The sequence below is a fragment of the Arthrobacter sp. NPDC056493 genome (assembly GCF_042795115.1).
Classification (GTDB): Bacteria; Actinomycetota; Actinomycetes; order Actinomycetales; family Micrococcaceae; genus Arthrobacter.
Map to the genome: position 1 here is coordinate 34179 of NZ_JBHTSL010000008.1, position 24148 is coordinate 58326.

General features: G+C 66.8%; 22 protein-coding genes. 8 read left to right on the plus strand and 14 right to left on the minus strand.

Going from position 1 to position 24148, the window contains the following annotated elements; translation table 11 throughout:
* Positions 1-19: 19 nt before the first annotated feature.
* The gene (locus ACFQ50_RS05375; RefSeq protein ID WP_377994478.1) at positions 20-412 is read right to left on the minus strand and encodes a hypothetical protein; all 393 of its coding nucleotides are present in this window, start codon (positions 410-412) and stop codon (positions 20-22) included.
* 340 nt (positions 413-752) lie between these two features.
* Here ACFQ50_RS05375 and ACFQ50_RS05380 point away from each other — a divergent pair, with 340 nt between their 5' ends.
* Entirely contained in the window at positions 753-2501 is a 1749-nt protein-coding gene (locus ACFQ50_RS05380) for a pyruvate dehydrogenase (RefSeq protein WP_377994479.1), read from the plus strand.
* Positions 2502-2616: 115 nt separating this feature from the next.
* Here the strand turns inward: ACFQ50_RS05380 and ACFQ50_RS05385 are convergent, their stop codons facing one another.
* Positions 2617-2973 (minus strand): iron chaperone, encoded by a 357-nt coding sequence (locus ACFQ50_RS05385; protein ID WP_377994480.1) that lies wholly within the window; start codon positions 2971-2973, stop codon positions 2617-2619.
* 209 nt (positions 2974-3182) lie between these two features.
* Between ACFQ50_RS05385 and ACFQ50_RS05390 the strand changes: the two genes are divergently transcribed.
* Both ACFQ50_RS05390 and ACFQ50_RS05395 read left to right on the plus strand, forming a co-directional pair.
* Positions 3183-3749, plus strand: a complete 567-nt coding sequence (locus ACFQ50_RS05390; protein WP_377994481.1) for a serpin family protein — start codon at positions 3183-3185, stop codon at positions 3747-3749.
* Positions 3700-4491 (plus strand): serpin family protein, encoded by a 792-nt coding sequence (locus tag ACFQ50_RS05395; RefSeq protein ID WP_377994482.1) that lies wholly within the window; start codon positions 3700-3702, stop codon positions 4489-4491. The genes ACFQ50_RS05390 and ACFQ50_RS05395 overlap by 50 nt, the downstream gene beginning before the upstream one ends.
* Before the next feature lie 109 nt (positions 4492-4600).
* Here the strand turns inward: ACFQ50_RS05395 and ACFQ50_RS05400 are convergent, their stop codons facing one another.
* Positions 4601-5482 carry a hydroxymethylpyrimidine/phosphomethylpyrimidine kinase gene (locus ACFQ50_RS05400; protein WP_377994484.1) on the minus strand — a complete coding sequence of 294 codons (882 nt, stop codon included), beginning with the start codon at positions 5480-5482 and terminating at the stop codon, positions 4601-4603.
* Positions 5483-5641: 159 nt separating this feature from the next.
* Between ACFQ50_RS05400 and ACFQ50_RS05405 the strand changes: the two genes are divergently transcribed.
* Complete coding sequence (locus tag ACFQ50_RS05405; RefSeq protein WP_377994485.1) at positions 5642-7048, plus strand: MFS transporter; 1407 nt, start codon at positions 5642-5644, stop codon at positions 7046-7048.
* A 233-nt stretch (positions 7049-7281) separates the two neighbouring features.
* Here the strand turns inward: ACFQ50_RS05405 and ACFQ50_RS05410 are convergent, their stop codons facing one another.
* The 6 genes from ACFQ50_RS05410 to ACFQ50_RS05435 form a co-directional block, all read right to left on the minus strand.
* Positions 7282-8247, minus strand: a complete 966-nt coding sequence (locus ACFQ50_RS05410; RefSeq protein WP_377994486.1) for a type IV toxin-antitoxin system AbiEi family antitoxin domain-containing protein — start codon at positions 8245-8247, stop codon at positions 7282-7284.
* Positions 8248-8398: 151 nt separating this feature from the next.
* Positions 8399-9703: a tRNA guanosine(34) transglycosylase Tgt gene (tgt, locus tag ACFQ50_RS05415; protein ID WP_377994488.1), complete on the minus strand. Its 1305-nt coding sequence runs from the start codon at positions 9701-9703 to the stop codon at positions 8399-8401.
* Positions 9704-9736: 33 nt separating this feature from the next.
* Positions 9737-10462 (minus strand): SRPBCC domain-containing protein, encoded by a 726-nt coding sequence (locus tag ACFQ50_RS05420; protein WP_377994490.1) that lies wholly within the window; start codon positions 10460-10462, stop codon positions 9737-9739.
* 93 nt (positions 10463-10555) lie between these two features.
* Entirely contained in the window at positions 10556-11674 is a 1119-nt protein-coding gene (locus ACFQ50_RS05425; protein ID WP_377994492.1) for a DUF6707 family protein, read from the minus strand.
* An 85-nt stretch (positions 11675-11759) separates the two neighbouring features.
* Positions 11760-12299: an NUDIX hydrolase family protein gene (locus ACFQ50_RS05430; protein ID WP_331571980.1), complete on the minus strand. Its 540-nt coding sequence runs from the start codon at positions 12297-12299 to the stop codon at positions 11760-11762.
* Between the two features lie 100 nt (positions 12300-12399).
* Positions 12400-13128 carry a VOC family protein gene (locus tag ACFQ50_RS05435; protein ID WP_377994494.1) on the minus strand — a complete coding sequence of 243 codons (729 nt, stop codon included), beginning with the start codon at positions 13126-13128 and terminating at the stop codon, positions 12400-12402.
* Positions 13129-13248: 120 nt separating this feature from the next.
* Between ACFQ50_RS05435 and ACFQ50_RS05440 the strand changes: the two genes are divergently transcribed.
* On the plus strand, positions 13249-13857 hold the full coding sequence (locus ACFQ50_RS05440) for a YdeI family protein (RefSeq protein WP_377994495.1): 609 nt from the start codon (positions 13249-13251) through the stop codon (positions 13855-13857).
* 79 nt (positions 13858-13936) lie between these two features.
* Positions 13937-15646, plus strand: coding sequence for a glycoside hydrolase family 32 protein (locus ACFQ50_RS05445; protein ID WP_377994497.1), 1710 nt, complete (start codon positions 13937-13939; stop codon positions 15644-15646).
* Positions 15647-15665: 19 nt separating this feature from the next.
* Here ACFQ50_RS05445 and ACFQ50_RS05450 read toward each other — a convergent pair whose 3' ends face one another.
* From ACFQ50_RS05450 to ACFQ50_RS05465, 4 genes are all read right to left on the minus strand, one after another.
* Positions 15666-16829 (minus strand): ABC transporter ATP-binding protein, encoded by a 1164-nt coding sequence (locus ACFQ50_RS05450; protein WP_377994499.1) that lies wholly within the window; start codon positions 16827-16829, stop codon positions 15666-15668.
* Positions 16826-18418, minus strand: a complete 1593-nt coding sequence (locus ACFQ50_RS05455) for an ABC transporter permease (protein ID WP_377994501.1) — start codon at positions 18416-18418, stop codon at positions 16826-16828. The genes ACFQ50_RS05450 and ACFQ50_RS05455 overlap by 4 nt, the downstream gene beginning before the upstream one ends.
* Before the next feature lie 4 nt (positions 18419-18422).
* Positions 18423-19469, minus strand: a complete 1047-nt coding sequence (locus ACFQ50_RS05460; protein ID WP_377994503.1) for an iron ABC transporter substrate-binding protein — start codon at positions 19467-19469, stop codon at positions 18423-18425.
* A 163-nt stretch (positions 19470-19632) separates the two neighbouring features.
* Positions 19633-20880: a glycoside hydrolase family 76 protein gene (locus ACFQ50_RS05465; RefSeq protein ID WP_377994504.1), complete on the minus strand. Its 1248-nt coding sequence runs from the start codon at positions 20878-20880 to the stop codon at positions 19633-19635.
* A gap of 141 nt (positions 20881-21021) precedes the next feature.
* Between ACFQ50_RS05465 and ACFQ50_RS05470 the strand changes: the two genes are divergently transcribed.
* Positions 21022-21840 carry an SDR family NAD(P)-dependent oxidoreductase gene (locus ACFQ50_RS05470; RefSeq protein ID WP_377994505.1) on the plus strand — a complete coding sequence of 273 codons (819 nt, stop codon included), beginning with the start codon at positions 21022-21024 and terminating at the stop codon, positions 21838-21840.
* A gap of 110 nt (positions 21841-21950) precedes the next feature.
* Entirely contained in the window at positions 21951-23159 is a 1209-nt protein-coding gene (locus tag ACFQ50_RS05475) for an acyl-CoA dehydrogenase family protein (protein ID WP_377994576.1), read from the plus strand.
* A 100-nt stretch (positions 23160-23259) separates the two neighbouring features.
* Here the strand turns inward: ACFQ50_RS05475 and ACFQ50_RS05480 are convergent, their stop codons facing one another.
* Entirely contained in the window at positions 23260-24078 is an 819-nt protein-coding gene (locus ACFQ50_RS05480; RefSeq protein ID WP_377994506.1) for a DUF1684 domain-containing protein, read from the minus strand.
* Positions 24079-24148: the final 70 nt, after the last annotated feature.

Sequence of the window (24148 nt, forward strand, 5' to 3'; positions counted from 1 at the left end):
GCAGGCTTTCCCTGGACGCTCACGCACTCTTTCCGGACGCCGCCTGACTGCTTCCGGCTCGCGTGCGAGGCCACCCAGCGGAGGAAAATTTTTCGTTGAACATCCCGTGATAAAGGACACCGTGCAAAACTCCAAGGCTTTCCAGAGTGCCGGACCAGCGGCCGGTTTGCCCTAGAAAATGCACGTACTCGTGTAGTGAGCTACTGAAAGAGGCTGAGAATTCGGGATCACGCTCTTCGAGCGAATCCAGCTTTTGAGCGATGAGTACGGGGTCCATTGCGGTTAGTGCGGTGCCGCCAGAAATGTCGGCGTAAACCGGAAAGAACGCCATCATGTCCGCCAGGACCGGAACGGGGTCTGAAGTTGTCCCGTGCTCCTTGTGCCAAGCCATGAATGCGAGCAGGGAACCCATTTCCTGATCGCGCTGGTGCCACGCACAAGAAACTGGCCTGGGGGCGCGTTTCCCTGCTGCGTGCGTGCTGCGGGAGTTCCGTTTTCTCAGCCGGCGACGGCGTCATTTATTGGCCAAAATCGATCCTCACTGTGGATATCGAGACAGGTGAATTACCTTTCCAGCAACGCTACGAGCTGGGACACTGCGACTCCATGGGGTCGAATCCGTATGTGGAAAACGGCCAGCCTCGGTCCACCTCGGATCGCCCCACAGCCGGGAACCCTGAACCTCGCCCCAAGGTGACCGGACTATATTGGCCCTTGTCAGCCCACCCATCTGATTGCGGGAGCGTGCACCCATGGCCAAGGAACTTGCCACCCAACTCATCGAACAACTCCAGGCTGCCGGCGTCCGGCGGATCTACGGAATCGTCGGGGACAGCCTCAATCCGATTGTCGACGCCGTCCGCCAGACCGGCGGCTCGCAGCAGGGCGGAATCGACTGGATCCACGTCCGGCACGAAGAGGCCGCAGCCTTCGCCGCCGCGGCCGAAGCCCAGCTGACCGGACAGCTTGCCGTGTGCGCCGGCTCCTGTGGCCCCGGCAACCTGCACCTGATCAACGGACTCTACGACGCCAACCGTTCCGGCGCGCCCGTCCTGGCCATCGCCTCGCACATCCCGAGCAAGCAGATCGGCAGTGGCTTCTTCCAGGAAACCCACCCGGACCGGATCTTTAACGAGTGCTCTGTCTATTCTGAGCTCATCAGCACGGCGGAACAGGCGCCGCGGGTGATGCACAGCGCCATTCAACACGCCGTCGCTTTGGGCGGGGTCGCCGTCGTCACCCTGCCCGGCGACATTGCCGGTCTGGAGGCGACAGGCGAAACGCCGCTGCCCGCAAAGTTCCGCCCGGCCACGCTCACACCGGCACCGGAAAGCGTCCGGGAGCTCGCCGATGCCATCAACGCGGCGGACAAGGTGGCCATCTTCGCCGGGGCGGGCACGCAGGGAGCCCATGACGAGGTGATTGCGCTCGCGGACCTGATCGGCGCCCCTATCGGCCACACTCTGCGGGGCAAGGACTTCCTGCAATACGACAACCCGTACGACATCGGCATGACCGGCCTGCTCGGCTACGGCGCCGCGGCTGAGGGGATCGAGGACGCGGACCTGCTGCTCCTGCTCGGGACCGATTTTCCCTATGACCAGTTCCTGCCCGGCACCCGCACCGCCCAGGTGGACCGCGCCGCCCACAAGTTGGGCCGGCGGACCGACGTCGACATAGCCGTTCACGGCGACTTGCTGCCCACACTCGCGGCGCTGATGCCCCTGCTGGCTCCGAAGAAGAGCCGCCGCTTCCTAAACCAGATGCTCAAGAAGCATGACCGGCTCATGAACAAGGCCGTGGGCGCCTACACCCGCAAGGTGGAAAAGAAACAGCCGATCCACCCGGAATACGCCGCGTCCCTTCTGGACCAGGTGGCGGCCGAGGATGCCGTGTTCACTGCGGACACCGGCATGTGCAACGTGTGGACCGCCCGCTACATCAACCCGCTGGGCACCCGCCGGCTGATCGGATCGTACCTGCACGGCTCCATGGCCAACGCGCTGCCACACGCGATCGGCGCGCAACTGGCGTACCCCGGACGCCAGGTTATTTCGGTGTCGGGCGACGGCGGGCTGTCCATGCTGCTGGGCGAGCTCATCACCGTTGCCGCACACCGGCTGCCGGTCAACGTGGTGGTCTTCAACAACTCCACCCTGGGCATGGTCAAGCTGGAAATGCTGGTGGACGGGCTCCCCGATTTTGGCGTCGACGTGCCGGACGCCAATTATGCGGACGTTGCGAGGGCCCTCGGCTTCCACGCCGTCCGGGTCACGGATCCGGCACGGATCGAAGTGGCATACCGCGAGGCTTTCGCCCATCCGGGGCCGTCGCTGGTGGAGCTCATCACCGATCCGAAGGCCCTGTCGATACCGCCGAAAAGCACAGGCTCTCAGGTCCTCGGGTTCGCCACCGCCATGTCGAAGGTGGTCCTGAACCGTGGCACCGGCGAGGCAGTGAGCATGGCGCGCAGCAACCTCCGGAACATTCCGCGGCGTTAGCGGCCGTTCACCCGCAGATGCGCCGGCGGAAGGTGACCGAAGACGACGGCGGGCCCTCCCGCCGTCGTCAGATCCGTCGTCGTACGCGTTCGACGGCGGCAGGTACCAACGGCGGTTACTGCCCCCGGCGCTCAGCGGCGAGAAGCGCCGCCGTCCGTTCGATGAGGGCGTAGGGGATCGGCTTGCCGAGGGGGAACTTGAGCGTGCCCTTGGCCGCGCGGAAGGGCGCAATGTCCGCACGGTAGGCCTCGTCGCCGGACGGCACGGGGTACACCGAAATATGGTGCGCCCAGCCCGCGAAGTACACCACATACTTGCCGCCGAGCGTGACAGTGGGGATGCCGTAACTGATCATTTCGGCGGAACCCGGCACTGCCTGGCGGCATCTGCGCCGGATCTCCTGTAGGACATCCTGCACTTCGGCGGGAAACTGCCCGATGTACTCGTCAACGCTGTCGAAATGCTGGGCCACGCCGCGCTCCTCCACGATCCATCGGAATGCCTCGAGAATACGCCGCTCTGGGTGAGAGAGCGTTGCCGAAAACGTTGCGGAATGTGAGAGAGCATCGGAAATGTGAGACCAAAACGTCAACAAGCCGTGACCGTGCAGGCATCGATACTGTCAGCGCCCGGTGCTTGACTGTGGACATACGGTGTTCTCCGGACGAGCCGAGGACTGCAATGAACAGGATTCGCATGGCCAAAATGGTGGCGGCCTCGGCCGCTGTGGCGCTTGCCACGGCATGTTCGGCGCCGGTGCCGGAAATGTTGAAGGCCGACGGCGTGGAGCGCGTTTCGGTGGACGGAAGGGCTTACGCGTCTGAATTCCGTGCTTTCCGGGAGTCCGCTTTTGGCCTGGGTGAGGCGCTGCTGGCCGACGGTGGTAACGGTTCAGGTGGGAACGTGGTGTCCTCGCCCGGAAGCGTGCTGGTTGCCCTGGCGATGCTTCGGGCCGGCGCAACGGGGGAAACGGCTGCCGAGATGGACCGCGTGCTCGGTCTTCCGCAAAACGGGCGCGACGAGGCCATGAATGCGCTGCTCGCGTCCCTCGCGACGTTCGACGGAGACCCCGGCACCGTGGACGAGGAGAACCCGCCGCGGAAGCCTGTGATGCATGCCGTCAACGGAATGTTCGTGGACAAGGACGTGCCCACCGGCCGGGTTTCTCAGCACGCTGGCCAGGCACTACGGAACGGGTGTGTATCCCGTGGACTTCGCGAACGCTGCGGCCACGAAGCCCGCCATTGACACCTGGGTGAGCAAGAACACGGGTGGGCGGATCACGCAGGCGCCGGCGGACTACGACGTCCGCAACACGTTCAGCCTGCTCAACGTCCTGTACTTCGCCGCGGCCTGGCAGGAGCCGTTCGACCCCGTCGACACGTCGGACACCCTGTTCACCAAGGCCGGCGGCGAGCAGGTCATGGTGCCCACGATGAACAACGTGCTCTTGATGCCTTACGCAGAGGGGAAAGGCTGGCGCGGCGTCGATTTACCGTACGCGGAAGGATTCGTGATGCGCCTGGTTCTGCCGGACGCCGGAACTGGCGCGGAACCCAATCCGGACTCCAACCTGCAGCCCGGCGTCCCGGCTTTCTCCGCAGCGGAACTGGCCGACATCGCCGAAGGCCTTGACGGCGCTCGCCCGCAGACGGTGCAGATCCAGCTGCCGCGCTGGGACCACAAAAGCCGCTTCGACCTCCGCGAGGTCCTGGCCTCATTGGGACTGGACAAGATGCTGATCACCAGCCAGGACTTCAACGCCATACAACCGGGACTCCAACTGACCCAGCTTGCCCAGGCCGCAAACATCACGGTGGCCGAAAAGGGAACCGTGGCGGCAGCCGCCACGCAATTCAACGGGGCGGTTTCGGGCGCGCCGATGCCTGCCCACGCCATCAATTTCGACCGGCCGTTCCACTACCAGGTGGTGCACGTTGACACCGGCCTGCCGCTCTTCATGGGAACAGTGGCCGACCCCCGCTCCTGACCCCCAACCCTTCCTCAGGTCCTGCAGCAAGAACCGGAACCCTTCCTCACGCGTTGAGGAAGGGTTCCGGTTTTTGGTGTGGAAGGTGAGGAAGGGTTTCCTACCGGGTTTAGCGCGGGCCGCCCTGCCAGAGGGCATCGAACGGCGCGCCGGAGGCCACCCGGTTGCGGATGCCCGCGGTCACGAAGTCCTTCGCAGTCCGCGCAGCCTCCAGCGGCGAGGCACCCTTGGCCAGCTCGGCCGTCACGGCCGCGGCGAGCGAGCAACCGGCTCCGGAGACGGCCACCTCGCCGACCTTCGGCGCGCTCAGGACCTCAAGGGTTTCGCCGTCGTAGAAGACGTCGACGGCATCGGGCCCGGACAGCCGCACGCCGCCCTTGGCCAGGACCGCGGCTCCGCTCAGCTCGTGGATGCGGACAGCCGCAGCCTTGAGGGATTCGACGTCGGTGATCTCCAGCCCGGACAGGGACTCGGCCTCAAAGTGGTTGGGCGTGACGAACGTGGCCAGCGGCAGGATCTGCGACTTGAGTGCCTTGTCCGTGTCCAGCGCGTGGCCCGGCTCCTGGCCCTTGCAGATGAGGACCGGGTCCAGGACAACGTTGCTGAATGAGCCCGAGTCCAGCGCGGACGCAACCGTCGAAATGGTGGCCGGACTGCCCAGCATGCCGATCTTCACGGTGTCCAGCACAGAAGGTGCGCCGGAAGCGGCACCGTACGCCGCCGTCGTCGCCTCCAACTGGTCCGCGATGACCTGCTGGTCCACCGGGACAAACCGGTGGTTCCAGCTGTCCTTCGGGTCGAACGAGACGATGCAGGTCAGGTTGGCGATGCCGAAAACCCCCAGTTCCTGGAACGTTTTCAGGTCGGCCTGGGCCCCGGCGCCGCCGGTCGCCTCCGAACCGGCGATGGTCAGGACGACGGCGGGAGCGGCGGTGGTGCCGGAAGCGGCGTCGGACGCCAGGGCAGAAGAGTCAAACGCGGTGGAAGTCATGCCCCCATCCTGCCACCGGCCACGAGGCGCCCGCATTGTGCCCATGAACAGACGTGCCCATGAACAGTATGACCAAAACAGGTGGTGGCCCCGGTCGCAGGCACTAGGGTGGCGGGCGGCGTTGCTTACTTGCCGCGCCGAATCCAGGAAGGTTCACTGATGAGCACCCAACTGTCAGAAGCAGCACAAACCCGCCGGGCGGTCGGCAACATCCTCAAAGGCTCCGCCGGCAACCTCGTGGAGTGGTACGACCTCTACGTCTACACAGTCTTCGCGGCGTACTTCCAGTCGCACTTCTTCAGTTCAAAGGACGAGCTGCAGGCCGGCCTTGAGGCGATGGCCGTCTTCTCGACGTCGTTCCTCATGCGCCCCATCGGCAGCTGGTTCTTCGGACGCTACGCCGACCGCAACGGACGCAAGGCCGCCCTGACCCTGAGCGTGACCCTTATGTCGGCGGGCTCGTTCGCGATCGCCATCCTCCCCACCCAGGACGTCATCGGGATCTGGGCCCTGGTCCTGCTGATTCTCATCCGCGTGCTGCAGGGCTTCTCCGTGGGCGGCGAATACGGCACCAGTGCCACCTACATGTCCGAGGCCGCCACCTCCAAGCGCCGCGGCTTCTTCTCCAGTTTCCAGTACGTGACACTGGTGGGCGGACAGATGCTGGCCCTTCTGGTCCTGGTGGTCCTCCAGAACTCCTTGGGCGACGGCCTGCTGAAGGAGTGGGGCTGGCGCATCCCGTTCGCCATCGGCGGCGTGGCGGCGCTGGTGGTGCTGTGGCTGCGGCGCTCGATGGAGGAGACCGTTTCCGAGGAGCAGGTCCGGGCCGCCAAGGCTCCTGCCGTGTCCGGCGAGGCCCAGCCCGGTACCCTGCGGCTGCTCTTTACCCGGCACTGGAAGCCGCTGCTGACCTGCATCGGTGTGACCCTGGGCGGCACCGTGGCCTTCTACACCTACACCAACTTCATCCTGAAGTTCATGAACGATACGTCCGGCATCGCGAAGACGGACACGTCGGTGATCAACTTCTGGGCGCTGTTCATCTTCATGCTGCTCCAGCCCGTCTACGGCATCATTTCCGACAAGGTGGGCCGCAAGCCGCTGCTCCTCTGGTTCGGCATCACCGGCGTGCTCTTCACCTGGCCGCTGCTCTCCTCCCTGGCCGGCACCAAGGATCCCTTCACCGCGTTCCTGCTGATGATGGGCGGCCTCCTGATCGTGGGCGGCTACACCTCCATCAACGCCCTCGTGAAGGCCGAGCTCTTCCCGGCCTCCATCCGTGCGCTCGGCGTGGGCCTTGGCTACGCCATTGCCAACTCGCTGTTCGGCGGCACGGTTCCGCTGATCGGCGCCGCGCTGCAGAAGTCGAACCAGGTGGACCTGTTCTTCACGTACGTCACCATCGCGATCGGTGTGTCCCTGCTGGTGTACATCTTCGCGCTCAAGAACAAGAAGACCAGCCACCTTGACCGCGAGCAGGGCCACGCCTGGTCCAGTACGGCTCCGTCCGGCGCCCCGACGGGCGCCGCGCGCAAGGATGACGACGACGACTTCGTCAACGCCTGACCTCCAGTTACGCACTGCCTCAGTTACGTATGAATGCGGTAACGCACGACGGCGGGTGGCCGGCACCGCGGTGACCTTTGGGTCCCCGGGGCGGCAGCCCGCCGTCGTCCATTACCAGAGTTGCGCGCAGGTGAGTCCGGCACTTCGGGGGCCGGTGATGGTGCTAACCGAGCTACGCGTAGTCCCTGCAGCGGGGCGGCCGCCATTTCGACGGAACCGTGCACGTTCGACGTTCAGCAACGTCTAGCCGGCAGGGATCCGTCGAAACGGGGCGGGGTATCCAACGCCCGAAGCAGCCGGTACTTGAACTCCTGTTCCCGGAACAGGTCCTTCCACTCGACGCGGACGAAAATCCACCCCTGCTCCATGAGCGCTTTTTCTCGTCGGCGCTCCTGGTATACGACCTCGCTTGTGGGCTGGTAATCGAAGTACTTTGTCTTACCGTCGAACTCTAGTGCCACCCTTTGTACAGGCCAGGCAAAGTCCAGCCGATGTTCGCCCAAAGGCGTCCGCACCACGTATTGCAGCTCCGGCGCGGGGATCCTAAGTCTGTGAATGAGTTCCCGGGTCAGGCTCTCTCCGGCAGATTCGGAGCGGGCGTCCACCAACTCCAGAGCCCGGCGCAACGCCATGACGCCGTTACGGCCCGCCGACGCGGTGCAGTAGTCCCGCAGCAGGTGTAGGTCAGCCCCCAGACGCGCGGCGTGGTCCATCAGAATCACGGATTGGCGCACGTTAAACATCAGGCAGCAGTCCGCTACAGTCCGCTCCAACGAGGTGCAAGGCAGGTTATTCACAAAGGTCACCTCACGGCTGCTCAGACGCCGGGTATGGGCCACCACGCCGCGCCCGTGCGAAACTCCCGACGGGCAGCCAGCCTGGGTCAGATGGACCATATCGTCGACTCCCCACAGGTGGAGGCTCTGCAGACTGGCACCTGAGGTGTGGCTGTAAACGAAGCCTCCCGCCGACGTCGTGCGTGTCCCATGGGCATGGGCGTAGATCAGCTGTCGGCGGCGGGCAGAGGAGCTCAGGTCAGTCCACCATTCGCCGCGTGCGTAGCAGCCACGGCGAACCCGGACCAGCGTTCCGTCCTGAACCCGTTTGGCGATCGCCCGCGAGTTCAGCCCGCGCTGCAGGAGTTGCTCGGTGCGCCAGAGGTTCTTGCCTGCGGGCAGCCCGGCTAAGGATTGGTTCATGTTTCCACCATGGCCGTTCTGGAATCGGAGGCCCAGAGACTATCCCCGCTATGTGGAAACAGCCCGTTTAGACGATTCCGTGCCCGCAAGACGTTCCGCGACGTCTAGTGGGCAGGGAACCGGCGAAACGGCGGCGGCGCGGCGCGGGACCCTAGGAGTAGTACCGCCCCAGCGTTTCGGCCTTGAACTCGAAGAAGTCGCCGGAGTCGATCGCCAGCCGGGCGTCGTCCACCAGCTTCACTACGAAGCGCTCGTTGTGGATGGAGATGAGCGTGGCGGAGAGCATCTCCTTGGCTTTGAACAGGTGGTGGATGTAGGCCCGCGAATAGTTCAGGCACGCATAGCAGTCGCAGCCGTCCTGCAGCGGACCGAAGTCGCGCTTGTACGTGGCGCCGGAGAGGTTGAAGCGGCCATCGGGCGTGTAGAACGCCGAGTTCCGGGCCACCCGCGTGGGGGAGACGCAGTCGAAGGTGTCGGCGCCGTTCTCGATGGCCGTGAAGATGTCGTCCGGCTCCGAGATGCCCAGCAGGTGCCGCGGCTTGTTCTCGGGCAGCTCCTCGTTGCACCAGCGCACGATGGTGCCAAGGTTCTCCTTCTCGAGGGCACCGCCAATCCCGTAGCCGTCGAAGTCCATGGCGCCAAGGTCCCGGCAGGCCTTCCGGCGCAGGTCCTCGTACTGGGCGCCCTGGATCACTCCGAACAGGGCCTGGTAGGGCTTTCCCACCCGGGAAGAGGTGAGCCGGAAGTGCTCGTCCAGGCACCGCAAAGCCCAGAGCCGCGTGCGCTCGAGCGATTCCTCCTGGTAGCCGCGCGAGTTCTGCAGCGTGGTGAGCTCGTCGAACGCGAACATGATGTCCGCGCCGATCTGGTGCTGGACCTGCATGGAGATCTCGGGCGAGAAGCGGTGGCGGTCGCCGTTGAGGTGGCTCTTGAACCACACGCCGTCGTCATCCACGTGCGCCAGGCGTTCCTTGCCCGGCGCCACCGCATCGTCCGGGCCGGAGGAGTCAACCGATTTCATGTCGATGACCTTTTTGAACCCCGAGCCGAGGCTCATCACCTGGAAGCCGCCGGAATCGGTGAAGGTGGGTCCCTGCCAGTTCATGAACGCGCCGAGGCCGCCCGCTTCGTCGAGGATCTCCGGGCCGGGCTGCAGGTACAGATGGTAGGCGTTGGCCAGCAGGGCCTGGGCGCCGAGCTCGGCCATGGACTCGGGGAGAACGGACTTCACCGTGGCTTTGGTCCCGACGGCGATGAAGGCCGGCGTCTGGATCTCGCCGTGCGGGGTGGTGATGGTGCCCGTCCGGCCGAGGAACCCGCCTCCGTTGGCGGCCTCCTGTTCGGGAGTGGGGCTGCACGTTTCCGGGAGCCGCTTGCCCACGCGGAAGGAAAACTCGGACTGGCGGGCGGCAGGCGCCGGCGCCGAGGGGGAGGGCGGTTCAGGATTGGCTGGCACGGTTCAAGTGTGCCAGCTAACAGTAGCGATCCTTCACTGGATGGGTTCTGATGTGGGGTAGTTCTCAGAGCGCCAGTCGTCCCACAGCGAGCGGATCGTTTCCATGCTGCCGGCGCCCAGATCGTACAGTGACAGGATCACTATCGACCCGCCGTCGGGCCTGTGCTCGGGAACCACGGGCTGGTCCGCCACGACCAGCAGGCCGTCGCCGTGCTCCGCGTAGCTGTCCACGGTGAGCCCCGCCTGGTGGTTGGTTTTGTACCAGACCCTGCCCGAGATCTCCTCGCCGGTGCCCAAGGTCAGCGAGTACTGTTCACCAGGGGCAGGGATATCCTTCAGCCCGAGTTTCTCGATCGCGGAGCCACCCGTGCCCGGGACGGAAAAATAGCAGGTCCGGCGCTTTCCGTGCGGGTGCCGTTCAAGCGCAAACCTCAGCTGTTGCAGGAACGTGAGCCAGCCCTGCGTGATGTCCTCATCCCAGGCAGCCCATTCGGAGTTGTGGTCCATCGCGGCGCGCGTGACGCTGACCTCGGTCCCGGTGGGCACCGGCTTCAGCGCGAAGATGTCGCCGCCGTTGACCGTCAGCGTGGTGTGGTCCGGCCCTTCAACCACGTTCTTGCTGAAGTAGATCTCATTAATCTCCGCAGCCAGCTCGTCGGCTTCCCAGCCATGCCATTGCGCGACCTTTGAGGGTTCACGCAGCATCGTCCAAACCTGTGGCGCGTCCGAATTGATCACAACGCTGAGATTGTTCGTCATGGGCTGAATCTACAACTTGGGGCGCAACCCGGGCTAGAGGAATTTCCGGTGGAAAACGGCGCCAGCCGTCCCCGGGGAAAAACGCAGAGCCGCTTAGCCCCGCACAGATTCCAGCTCGTTCGCAATCCGACGCTCCAGCTCCGACCCGCTGATGGTCTGCGATCCGCCGTGGGCGCGCAGGAACAGCAGCGATTCCAGGCGCAGCTGCCGCCACTCGCGCTCGGCCTCGTGGTTGGAGTTGTCGATGGAGCGGAAAATCTCTTTGTCGTACAGGTTCGGCTCGTTCAGTGAGCGCTGGCGGACCCGGGCCTGCATCCGCGCCTTGAACGGGTCGGTCTCCTGGTTCTCCGGAGCCCGGAGCAGCTTCTCGTATACGGCGGCGCGGTCCTTGTGCCCCGTCTGCCGGCACACGTAGCTGGACAGCGCGAGCGACGCCTCCACCGACGCCCAGCGGCCCGGATTGCCGTCGAAGGGCAGCACATTCAGCAGGTCGGCCACCGTCAGCGACGCCTCGGCATCCTTGAGCATGATGAACAGCTCATGCGCGAGGTCGCTCAGGTCCTTCAGGCAGCTGCCCGACTTGGTGTTGATGCCCTTGACCAGCTTGTCGGCCAGCAGTTGCACCCCCACGGAGTCCGGATGGGCCTCCGCCACGGCCTCCACCACCGACTCGGGCGTTCCGGCGGGCTCCGGGATCAGTGCGAGGTCTTCGGCGCCGGGACCGATCACCACCGGGGTGGTGGACGGCAGCGGAGGTACGACGACGGCGGTAGGCGCCGTCCGCGCGGGCCCCCCGGCTGCTTCGTTCCCCACAGCCGAAAGGGGAGTGCCGGCGTCGGCCGCCTGGGCGTCCGCTGTTTGGGTGGCACCGTCCGCCGTCCCGGCGCCGTCTGCGGCTGCGCTGTTTGCGACTGCGCCATCTTCGACGACGGCAGCGGTCTTGGGCGCTACGGTGTCTGCGGCCTCCGGGGAGGGGAAGCCGTCAGTCTCCGGGGAAGGGATCCGGACGGACGAGCCTGCCGCGATGCGCAGCGTGCCGCCGCCGGTGAGGGTCGCAAGGACGATCGCGGGGCTGCCGAAATCATCGGTTTCCACCTCCACGGAGTGGATTTCCGCGGACCGCTCACCGTCCGGCAGCAGAAGGTGATCCCCCGCCCGCAGAGAGCCCGCCTGCTGTTCGAGGTAGGTCTTGGCAGCTGCAGGGTGGTTCATCGGGAGTCCTTAAGTTCTCTTGCGGTCCGCCCAACAGTCTACAAAGGAGAGGGTGCGAAGTCGGGGAGGCGCGGGCTCCCGGGCGTCAGGCGCCCACCCCGGCGTAGGCCAAAGCCTGCCGCACCAGGGCGCCGCGGCCGCCGGTGAACTCCAGCTGCACACCGTCGCTGAGCACTTCCTGGGGAGTCATCCAGGTCAGCTCCAGCGCGTCCTGGCGGGGGTCGCATTCGCCGGTCACGGGGATGATGTACGCCAGTGAGACGGCGTGCTGGCGGTCGTCGGTGAAGCCGGTGTGGGACGGTGCCGGGAAGTATTCGGCCACGGTGAACGGCACGGGGCTGATGGGGAGCTGGGGGAATGCCAGCGGGCCGAGGTCCTTTTCCATGTGGCGAAGGAGGGCGGCGCGGATGGTCTCGCGGTAGAGCACCCGGCCGGAGACGAGGGACCGGACCATAGTGCCGTCCTCGTCCGCCTGCAGCAGCGTGCCCACCTCGTTGACGAACCCGAGCGGATCCAGCCGGACCGGCACCGCCTCCACGTAGACCATGGGGAGCCTGCCTCTGGCTTCGAAGAGATCTTCGTCCGAGAGCCAGCCGGGGTTGGGGTCAGGGGTGCGCACGTTCATGAATCATTTTTACCCCATCGCCACAGGTCCGGCCGCCGAGGCGTGAGATCCCGACGCTTTGCGGCCGTCAAAGCGACGGGATCTCGCCACTCGATTTGGGCTACGAAGGGCGCCTGGCCGAGATCCAGAGGGGTGCCCGCTGTCCCGCCGCACCGCCATTGTCCGGGTGCGCAACATGCAGGGTGCGTCCGAAGGCCTCCTCGGTCAGCGTCACGTCGTGTCCCGCGACCGTGAGGCGGTCCCGCAGTGCCTCAAGATCCCCGCTGTACTCGAATCCCAGGCCCGCATGCGCGGTGCCCGTGCCTGGACGCGCCATCAGCACACCGCCGTTCTTGGCCGTGAAATCGGCGGTTTCGTCGTCGTCCGGGACCGGCCGGAACCGGGCGCCGATGTCCCGCAGTGCCTGGGCGGCGGCTGTCACGTCCTCGCTGAACCAGACCTCCACCACGGCCAGCGCCGGATCCGCATCCGCACAGTTGGCCCCGTGGCCGGCCTTGTCGGCGAAGAAGCTGAAGCCGTCCGCGCCCGTGATCCGGCACGAGTCGCCATGGTCCGCCCGGACGAGCTCGGCGGAGGAGGTGTCCGATTCCGCGCCGGACTGGTTGGTGCGCCGGGCAAACTCCTCGAGATCGCCGACCTCCACGCCAAAGTGCGTGACGCCGTCCTCCGCCGCGCCCGGCTCGGCCTGGTGCAGCGCCAGCCGGCCCGCTCCGGCGTCGTACTCCCGCCAGGAGCCCTCGTCGGTGGACTTGATCATCCCCAGGTCAGTGAGGAGCCGCTCCCAGGGTTCAACCCGGGACGTGAAATGGATGGGGCGGACACGAAGCATGCTCTCTCCTCGAACTCGAAACACCTGGATCCCGAAAAGGCGCCGACATGGCCATGATGCCACGTCTTGAATCGCGTGGCACCGGGGTGAATCACGGGGCGGCCGGGGCAGAATGGGCGCATGGCCGTTGAACTCGAGGAACTGTTGGTGCCCGATGCCGCCGCCTGGCGGACGTGGCTGGAATCCCACCACAGCGACAGCCCCGGCGTGTGGCTCGTCCTGCACAAGAAAGGCGGCAACGTTACCGAACTCGATTACGACGCCGCCCTGGACGAGGCGCTGTGCTACGGCTGGATCGACGGCCAGGTCAAGAAGCGCGACGGCGACAGCTACCTCCAGCGCATGACCCGCCGGGGCGCCAAGAGCCCCTGGTCCGAAAGGAACGTGGGCCACGTGGCCCGCCTTGAAGCGGAAGGGAAAATGACAGTCCCGGGGCGTGCCGCCGTCGACGCCGCCAAGGCCGACGGCCGCTGGGAGGCCGCCTATTCGGGACAGGCGACGGCGGAGGTCCCGGCTGATCTGGCCGCCGCCATCGCCGCCGTGCCCGAGGCGCAGGCCATGTTCGATGTGCTGACCTCGGTGAACCGGTACGCGCTGATCTACCGCACCAACTCGGTCAAGCAGGCAGCCACCCGGGAGCGGAAGATCGCCGGATTTGTCGGGATGCTGGCGCGCGGCGAGACGCCGTATCCGCAGAAGAAGCGCCCCGGGCCGAATTCCGCGGGTTGAGCCTGCCGAACACGGTGCCGGTAGGCAAAAGGCCGTCCGCGCTAAAATTGATGCCAACTCTCCAATACGAACGGCGAACATGCAGCGGTATTCCCTACGCACGCTCGGCCCCCGTGGGCGGTGGATTGCGCTGGCGGTGATCCTGGCTCTGGTGCTGTCCACGGCTACGATAATCGGCCTGGCCAGCCGTTCAAACGACGGCGGAACACCGGGCGGCGCCGGACCCCAGGGCGACGGAACGCAAGGCAGCGGCACCCAGAGTGCAGCCCCGAAATCGTTCAGCAGGCCCGAGGGCGCCTCACAGTTCCGGCCCTCCTACCACCTCACCCCTGCCAAGGAGTGGATGAACGATCCGCAGCGGCCCTTTCTGCTGGACGGGGTGTGGCACTACTACTACCTCTACAACGCGGACCACCCCGAGGGGAACGGCACCGAATGGTTCCACGTGACCAGCACGGATCTGGTGCACTGGAAGGACGAAGGCGTAGCCATCGAGAAGTTCAAGAACGGCCTCGGGGACATTGAGACCGGCAGCGCCGTGGTGGACCAGGACAACTCCGCCGGCTTCGGCAAGGGTGCCGTCGTCGCCGTCATGACCCAGCAGGACAAGGGCGTGCAGCGGCAGTCGCTGTTCTACTCCACGGACAAGGGCTACACGTTCAAGGCCGCCGACGGGAATCCGGTCATGGACAACCCCGGCGCGCAGCACTGGCGAGATCCCAAAATCATCCGTGACGAGGCCCGCGGACAGTGGGTCATGGCGTTGGCCGAGGGGGAGAAGATCGGCCTGTACACCTCGAAGAACCTCAAGGACTGGCGCTATGTGTCCGGCTTCGAACGGAAGGGCCTGGGGATCCTCGAATGCCCTGACCTCTTCCAGCTGGATGTCGACGGCGACTCCGCCAAACGCACGTGGGTCCTGGCAGCCAGCGCGAACGGCACCGCGGAAGGCCGGACCACCGGGGTTGCCTACTGGACCGGGACCTTTGACGGGACCACGTTCACCCCCGCAGACGACAAACACCAATGGCTCGACGCCGGCTCCGACTTCTATGCCGCCGTCACCTGGGACGATCCCCGGCTCCCGGAAAACGAACGGATGGCGTCCCGCCACGCGATCGGCTGGATGAACAACTGGACGTACGCCCGGCAACTGCCCACCACCGACTGGCAGGGCGGCGCCGACTCGATCGTCCGGGACATCCGGCTGAAGACCGTGCAGGGCAGGCCAACGCTCGTCTCCACTCCGACGCCGGCCCTGTCCGCGCTGGACGGTGAAGCCAGGACCGCGGCCACCAGGGCGCTCACCCCGGCGGGCGCCGGCGAGCTTCCCGCGCCCTCAAGCGGAGCGTACCGGCTGGATGTGACGCTGGAACGGGCAGCGGGCGACGACGGCACGGAAGCCGTGCTGAAGCTAGGCAACGGCGGTTCGGACTATGCCACGGTGGGTTACAACTTCGAGGCTGGTACCGCGTGGGTGGACCGTGCGGCCATGGTCCCGGGCGCGGAAGCCCTCGGACCGCTCTTCACGGACCGCAGGAGCGCGCAGGCCCCGCCCCGCGGCGGCAGCGCGCCGGGCAGCTCACCGGAAAGGGGCAGCGTGGACCTGACCGTGTTCGTGGACTATTCCTCGGTGGAGGTCTTCGTGAACGGCGGCGAGCAGACCCTGACGTCGGTGGTGCTGCCGAAGTCCGGGCAGCCGGCGGTCAGCGCCGCCACGGCCGGCGGGACGCTGACGCTGAAGTCGTTCAAGTACACCCCGCTGGCCACTGTGCTGACGGCACGCTAAAGGCCGGCGCAGGCGAAGGTCAGTCGGACTCGAGCGGGAACGCCACGGCTTCCCCCACCACGCGCAGGCACAGCTCCGTGCCGGGCTGGGCGATGGACGCGTTCCAGTGCCGGATGGTGATCACTTCACCGCCGCCGGGATAGCGGTGGTCGGGCATGGCGCCCGCCAGTTTCGGCGGCACGGCCAGCTTGAGCCGCACGGTGGTTTCGGGGCCGAAGTAGTCGGTGTCCACCACCACGCCGCGGATGGGTCCGTCCTCGGCGATCCGGATCTGCTCCGGACGCAGCATGAGCTGGACGCGGCCCTGCGCGGGCGGACGCCGGACGGGGATCCCGCCCAGCGAGCAGGTGGCCAGAGAGCCTTCCATCCAGGCATCGAGGATCACGGCGTCGCCCAGGAACTCGGCCGTGGCGCGGTCCGCCGGCCGGGTGTACACCACGAACGGGTTGCCGATCTGTGCCAGCTTGCCGCCCCGCATGACAGCCACCTGGTCCGCGAAGGAGAGCGCCTCGGCCTGGTCGTGCGTCACGAGGATGGTGGTCACCCCGGCCTCGTTGAGGACCTTGGCCACCGCGCGCCGGGTGGCGACGCGCAGCCCGGCGTCGAGGGCGGAGAACGGCTCGTCCAGCAGCATGAGTTCGGGTTCCCGGGCCAGTGCGCGGGCCAGGGCGACGCGCTGCTGCTGCCCGCCGGAGAGCTGGTGCGGCCGGCGCTTGGCCATGGCCGTGTCCAGCGACACCATCTCGAGGAGGTCGTTGACCCGCGCGTTAACCGCGCGCCGGCCGCCGTCGAGCTTTGACGCGCTGAGCCCGAACGCGATGTTCTGCCCCACCGTCAGGTGCGGGAACAGGGCACCGTCCTGCGCCACGTAGCCGACGTGGCGCTTGTGCGCCGGTTTCCACACGCCGTCGCCCGCCACCGGGGAACCGTTCAGCGAGATGCTGCCGGTGCCCGGGTGTTCAAAGCCGGCGATCAGCCGGAGCAGGGTGGTCTTGCCAGAACCCGAGGGGCCCACGATCGCGGTGGTTCCGCCCTTAGCCACGGACAGGTTGACGCCCTTGAGGACGGCCTGCGAGCCGAAGTTCTTGGTGACGGCGTCGATCTCCAGGTGGCTGTTGGTGCTTGGCGCCACGGACCGTGAAATCCGTGGTTCCGGAAGCCTGGACGGGGATTGTTCGGTCACTGTCCCGCTACTTTCTTGGACTGCTGGAAGAGCAAATAGGTCATGGGCGCCGAGATCACGATCATGAGCAGGGCGTACGGCGCAGCCCCGGCGTAGTCGATTTCGCTGCTCTTGCTCCAGAACTCGGTGGCCAGGGTCCGGGTTCCGTTGGGGGAGAGCAGCAGCGTGGCCGTCAGTTCGTTGGCGATGCCGAGGAACACCAGCGCCGCGCCGCCGGCGGCAGCGGGGGCGGTGAGCCGGAGCGTCACGCGGATGAAGGACAGCAGCGGGGGCGTCCCCAGGGCCTGGGCTGCCTCGTCCAGTTCCTTGGGCGCCTGCGCCAGGCCAGCACGGATGTTCACCAGCGCGCGCGGCAGGAAGAGGAGGATGTAGGCGGCCACCAGGACGCCCGCCGTCTGATAAACATTCGGGAGCAGCCGGATGCTGACGGTGACGAAGGCCAGGGCCACCACAATGCCCGGCATGGAGCTGGTGACGTAGTTGGAGAGTTCCAGTGCCTTGCTGAACCAGCCGGCATGCCGGACGGCAAGGTACGCCATCGGGAAAGCGACAACGGTGGTGGCCGCGGCGCCCGCCAGCCCGTACAGCAGGGTCTGCCACAGGGCCGGAACGAATTCGTCTGCTGCCCAGATTTCCGCTCCGCCGGCAAAGATCCAGCGGAGCACGAACAGCAGCGGCAGCCCGAAGGCCAGCAGGGTCAGGCCGAGCAGTGCCAGCTGGGCCGGCACCTGGTAGGCGTGCAGGGGCAGGCGCAGGGCCCTGGCCTGCGCGCCGGATCCCACGCGGGCGTACCGGGCCGTGCCGCGGCTGCGCACCTCGACCAGCAGCAGCAGGAGGCAGAAGAACACCAGCACACTGGCCAGCATGGTGCCTGCGGTGCCGTTGAAGGTGGACTGGTACTGCACCATGATGGCGGTGGTGAACGTGTCGAACCGGATCATCGCGAAGGCGCCGTACTCGGCCAGCAGGTGCAGCGCCACCAGCAGCGCGCCGCCGGTCATCGCGATCCGCAGCTGGGGCAGTACCACCCGGAAAAACGCCCGCCAGGCCCCGAGGCCCAGGGACGCGGCAGACTGCTCGACGGCGGGATCCAGGCGGCTCAGCGTCGCGGCGGCGGGAATGTAGACCAGCGGGAAGTAGGAGAGCGTGGCGATCAGCACGCCCGAAAACAGGCCGTGCAGCGAGGGCACCGCGGAAACCCACGCATAGCTGTTGACGAACGCGGGGATGGCCAGCGGCGCCGCAAGCAGCACGGCCCAGACCTTCTTCCCGCGGAGCGTGGTCCGTTCCACGAGCCATGCGCCGCCCACACCCAGGACGAGGCAGAGCGGCACCGTGAGCAGAATCAGGAGCACGGTGTTGAGCAGCAGCTCACCGACGCGCGGGCGCACGATCAGTGCAAGGGCGGTGTCCCAGCCCGTGGCCGCGGTCATCACCGCGACGTAGCCGAGGGGAACGAGGGAAAACAGGGCGATCAGCACCGCCATGACGCCTACTGCGGAAACGCCGAAAGGCGGGCGGGGGCGCTTGCCCCGGCCCGCCGTCGTCGTGCTTCCGGATATTTCCGGCGCCGATACTTGGGTGGTCACAGAATTAGAGCAGTCCTGCCTTGGTCATCAGCTCGGTGACCTTCGCGGAGTTCAGCTTGGCGGGGTCCACGGTGGGAGCGTCGAGTTCCTTGATGGGAACCAGCTTGTCGTTGGCGGGGACGCCGGAAGCGATGGCGTATTCGAAGGACGTGCCCTTCTGCAGGACTTCCTGGCCCTTCTTGCCGGTGATGAACTTCAGGAAGGCCTGGGCGTTCTCGGCGTTCTTCGAGGACTTCAGCACGCCGCCGCCGGAGACGGACAGGAACGCGCCCGGGTCCTGGTTCTTGAAGTAGTAGGGCGTGACGTTCTTGGAGTTCTCGCCCGTCTTCGCCTGGTCGCCGTAGTAGTAGTAGTGGTAGATCAGCGCGGCGTCGACCTCGCCGGCGTTCACTGCCTTCATGGCGGTGCTGTTGCCCTTGTAGGCCGTGAAGTTTTCCTTCATGCCCTTCAGCCACGCCTCGGCCGCGGCTTCGCCCTTGAGCTCAACGAGGGCGGAGACGATGGCCTGGAAGTCGGCGCCGCTCGGGGAGGCGGCCCACTTGCCCTTCCACTCCGGCTTGGCCAGGTCCAGCATGGACTTGGGCAGCTTGTCCTCGGAGATCTTGTTCTTGTCGTACACCAGGACGGTGGAGCGCGCGGCGATGCCGGTCCACTTGTTGGTGCTGGGGCGGAACTCCGCCGGAACCTGGGCCACCGTGTCCTTGTTGACGTCGGCGAACAGGCCGGCGTTCTCCACCTGCGCCATTGCGGGGGAGTTTTCGGTGAGGAAGACGTCCGCCGGTGAAGCCGCGCCTTCCTGGACAATCTGGTTGGACATCTCGGTGTCATCACCCTGGCGGAGCGTCACCTTGATGCCGGTTTCCGCGGTGAACGCGTCCACCCATTCCTTGGTGAGGCTTTCATGCTGGGCGTTGTAGACCGTGATCTCGCCCTTGGAGGCGTCAGCGGAGGACGAGGCAGCGGGGGAGGTGCTGGAGCCGCAGGCCGAGAGGCCAAGGGCTGCGGTGGCGGCGATCGCGATGCCGGCCAGCGCGTTGGTGCGGATCTTCATCGGGGTGCTTCTTTCTGCAAAAGTCTCGTGGGCGAGGCCCTTAGTGAGCTGGGGAAGTTAGGCAAAGCTCACTCGAAAAACTGTAGGTTAGCCAAACCTAAGCACCAAGCGACAGGGGCATTAAGTGATGAGGATCACATCAATTACGAAACTGTTGCGTGTCCTAATTGCCGTCTTTGCCGGCTGCCGCTGACGCTGCTGACACCGACGCTGCTGCCTCCAGGGCCATCCACGCCTGAAGCTGGGTGGAAAGTTCGACGGCGGCGCCCGCCGGATATGTGTCGCTCGCCGGCCGCTGGGGGTCTGACGAGAAAACCGGCTCCCCGGCCCGTCCGTGCCGGGCCAGCGGTTCGCCCCCCGCGATCAGTCGGTGGCCGGCCCAGAGGGCGCCGGCCGTGCCGGCAACGAGGCCGGCGGCGGTGGTCCGGACGTCCGCCGGCAGCCGCCGGTCGTTGGCGGCCAGCGCCAGGTATCTGGTGAGGATGCCGGTGAAGAGCCCGCCGTCGCCCGTTCCGTCGCAGCGGAGAACCTTGCTTTCCGGGGGTACTGTCCCGTTGGTGACGGCGGCCGGCAGGGTGAGGTGCTCCGCCACTGCGCGCACCACGGTTGCGGCGCGTTCCAGGTTGGCGGTGCCGCCGAGTTCCAGCAGGGCGCCCAGGACTGGCCCCTGGTTGTAGGTGTAGATTGCATCCTCCAGCACGGTCTCCCCGGTGTTGCGGACCCGGATCCCGTCCAGGTAGAGCCCTCGGGCGGGGTCGAACAGCCGCGAATCCAGCCAGTCGAGCAGGGCCTGCGCCTTGGCGGTGTTGCCCGTGCGTGCATAGTAAAGCGCCACCGGGGCCGTTGCGGGGGTGTTCTTGAAGTCCCGCCGGGTGCTCCAAAAAGTGCCGCCGCCCAGGTCGTCGGTGGACGCCGAGTCGAACTGCAGCGTCAGGCTCTTGCGGATTCTCTCCTGCCGCCGGGGGCTGGGCCGCCGGCTCTCTTCGGCCAGCCGCTCCAGCCGGAGTGTGGACAGGGCCAGCCAGGCCATGTCGTCGTAGTAATGGTTGACGTACGTCAGGAAATTCCGCAGCCGGATGCCGGTGACCAGCCGCGAAGCGAGCTGGCCGGCGCTGGGGCGGGAGGCGCCGTCGAACTTTTCCGGACCGCGCCCGGCTCGTCCGAGTTCTCGAAAACCCGCGTCCACGAGGCAGTCCAGGTAGTGCGCCTGCCACCAGTAGTGCCACGGGCGGCGGAGGTTCCCGATCCGGCCGGAGGGGCGCGCGGTGGCCGCGATATGCGTCCCGGGCAGGAAAAACAGCCGCCGGCCGAACAGGTGCGTGACCGACCGTGCTGCCTCATCGGCCCGTTCCGCCCAGGCGGTGGCGGGCTCGGCGGCGTCCGGGGTGACGTCGGCATGCGGCTTGGTCATCTGGCCAGCCTACCGAACGGTCTGCCTGGTGAGCCGCCGGCCGGGGGTGCATCCGCCACCCATTTCAGTTAACATTCACTAACTAACGTTCGCGGCCGGGATCCGGATCCGCATCGACCGGTTCCGCATCAAGGAGGATGTATGGAAATCGAGGGTTCCGTCGCGCTCATCACGGGTGGTGCATCCGGCCTGGGCGCCGCCACGGCCCGCCGGCTGTTCGACGCCGGCGCTTCCGTGGTTCTCGCCGATCTCGCCTCCTCGGCGGGTGCCGCGTATGCCGATGAGCTGAATGCGGCCGGCCCGCAGAACCTCGCGGACCAGCAGTCGGCAGCCCCCAAGGCGGTTTTCGTTCCCGCGGATGTGACCAGCGAGGATCAGGTGCAGGCCGCCGTCGACGCCGCCGTGGGGCTGGGCCCGCTGCGCATCGTGGTGAACTGCGCCGGGATCGCCACGCCGGGCAAGGTTATGGGGCGCGACGGCGTGCTGCCGCTGGAGAACTTCCAGCGCGTCATCCAGATCAACCTGGTGGGGACGTTCAACGTGGTCCGGCTGGCCGCCGCTGCGATGGCCGCCACCGAACCTGCAGACACCGAGCTCGGCGGGGAGGAGCGCGGCGTCATCATCAACACCGCCTCGGTGGCCGCGTTCGACGGGCAGATCGGCCAGCCTGCCTACGCCGCCTCCAAGGGCGGAGTGGCCGCGATGACCCTGCCGCTGGCCCGTGAACTGGCCCGGTCACTGATCCGCGTGGTCACCATCGCCCCCGGGATTTTCGAGACCCCGATGATGGCCGGGCTGCCGCAGGAGGCGCAGGAGTCACTGGGCCGGCAGGTGCCGCACCCGTCCCGCCTGGGCCGGCCCGCCGAGTACGCCAACCTCGCTGCGCACATCGTGGAGAACGCCATGCTCAACGGCGAAACCATCCGCCTCGATGGCGCCATCCGGATGGGCCCGAAGTGAGCGGCACCGGACTTCGCGCCACTGGCCTGGGCAGCGCGGCGGCGGGCGGCACCAAGTCGGGCAGGGCTGAACCAGGGGGGACAGCGCAGGCGACGCCCGCCGTCGACACCCTGCCCACCGCCGACTTTTTCGGCTACGAGTCCTTGCTCAGCACCTCCGAGCAGCGCAAGCTGAGCGAGCTGCGGGATTTCCTGGCTGCGGAGATCGCGCCGTTCGCGGGGGACTGGTGGAACAAGGCCGAATTTCCGGCACACATCCTCCCCAAGCTGGCCGCCCTGGAGCTGAGCACGCCGGCCCAGCGCGGCTACAGCCACCTGTTCGCCGGGCTGGTGATCGCGGAGATGACGCGGGTGGACACATCGATTGCCACGTTCTTCCTGGTCCATCACGACCTCTTCGTCGAGTCGCTCTACCGGTTCGGCTCCGAGGACCAGCGCCGCCGGTATCTCGCCGACGCCGCGGATCTCACGACGACGGGCGCGTTTGCCCTGACCGAACCGGACCACGGTTCGGACGTGGCAGGCGGCATGGAGACGCGGGCGCGCCGGATATCGGGCGTTACGGGAGAGGCCGACGACGCCGGGGACTGCTGGGTGCTGAACGGCGCCAAGCGGTGGATCGGCAACGGGACGTTCTGCGACTACATGCTGGTGTGGGCGCGGGACGAGGCCGACGGCGCGGTGCGCGGCTTCATCGTGGACGCCGGCCTGACCGGGGTGAGCCGCAGCCGGATCGAGAACAAGATCGCCCTGCGCACCGTGCAGAACGCCGACATCGTTTTCGAGGACGTCCGGGTTGCCGAGGCCGACCGCTTCGCCGGCATTGGCAGTTTCGAGGACACCAATGAACTGCTCCTCGGTTCGCGCATCATGGTGGCGTGGCAGGCGGTGGGGCAGCAGCTGGCGGCGTTCGACGTCGCCCGGCAGTACGCCGTCGAACGCCGGCAGTTCGGCCGTCCGCTGGCGAGGTTCCAGCTCATCCAGCAGCAGCTGGTGTCCATGCTGGGAAACGCCGTGGCGAGCATGGGCATGATGGTCCGGATCGCGCAGCTGCAGGAGCATGGTGCCGGGATGGACGGTGCTGCGGCGGACGGTGCCGGGATGGCGCAGGTGGCACTGGCCAAGTCCTACACGTCGGCGCGGATGCGCGAAACCGTGGCCATGGGCCGGTCCATCCTGGGCGGCAACGGCATCGTCACGGACTACCGCATGGCCAAGATTTTCGCCGACGCCGAGGCCATCTACACCTACGAGGGCTCGTATGAGATCAACACGCTGATCGTTGGCCGCGCGGTCACGGGCGTGTCCGCGATCGCCTGACGCTCCTGCCCGGCCAGAGGGAAGCGCGAACTGGCAGGTAATACCCGCAAATCTCCGTTTTGAGGGTATTACCTGCCAGTTCGCGCTTGACCGTTCGCGCTCAGGAGGCGGGCTGTTTTTCCCCGGCCTCGATCCTGGCGTCGAGGCTGTTGTTCCGCACCGGCATGGGGCAGGTGCCGTATGGCGTGAAGGCGCTGGGGTAGTTAATGGCACGGTTGAAGTCCAGGACCACGGAGCCGTCCGGCCGCGGGCGTGCGGTGGACACCTTGCGCCACTCGTCGGTCGAGTCGCCGTTCGTCTCGTCGTGGAACGTGACGGTCAGGGCGCCGAGCTTCTCCTCTTCGGCCTGGAGCCGGTACTCGTGGTCCTTGCCGGGCAGCCGGAACACCAGTTCGCCGACGCTGCGGTGCACCCCGTCCACCAGCGGGTTTGCCGTGGAAATGGGCACATTCACGGGCTCACGGTAGGCCTCGAACCTGGCCTCCACCGCGAGGTCGGGCCGGAAATCGAAGGTGGGCACGCCGTCGAACTCGGTGAACACCGGCGACTGGGAATCCCGGGTGCGGACCGCATACCTGTCCGCGCGCATCGCCAGTTCCACCACCACCTGCCGGCCGTCCGCGCCGCCGAACTGCACCCACATCAGCGACTCTTCGTCCGCGAGCCGTGCGGTGACAGTCCCGTCCACCGGTTCCCCGGTCTCCACGAGCGTCAGTCCGTCGGACGCTGACGCGGTGATTGCCGCCGTCGTACCGTCCGCTGACCAGAGTCCGGGGACGAGGTCGACGGCGGCCGGCCCGGTTTCCAGCCACTGGAACGATGTGAGGGTGAGCCAGCCATGTTCGGCCGCGAGGGCGGTGGTGCGGCCTTTGCGGAAGCGGAGCCAGCGCTCGAGCTGGGCGTCTGCAGTGGTGCTCATGTGTCCTCCAACGGTGCTGTGTGTTGCAACCGGTGCGTGGCCGGCCATGGGGTCAACTGCGGGCTGTGCT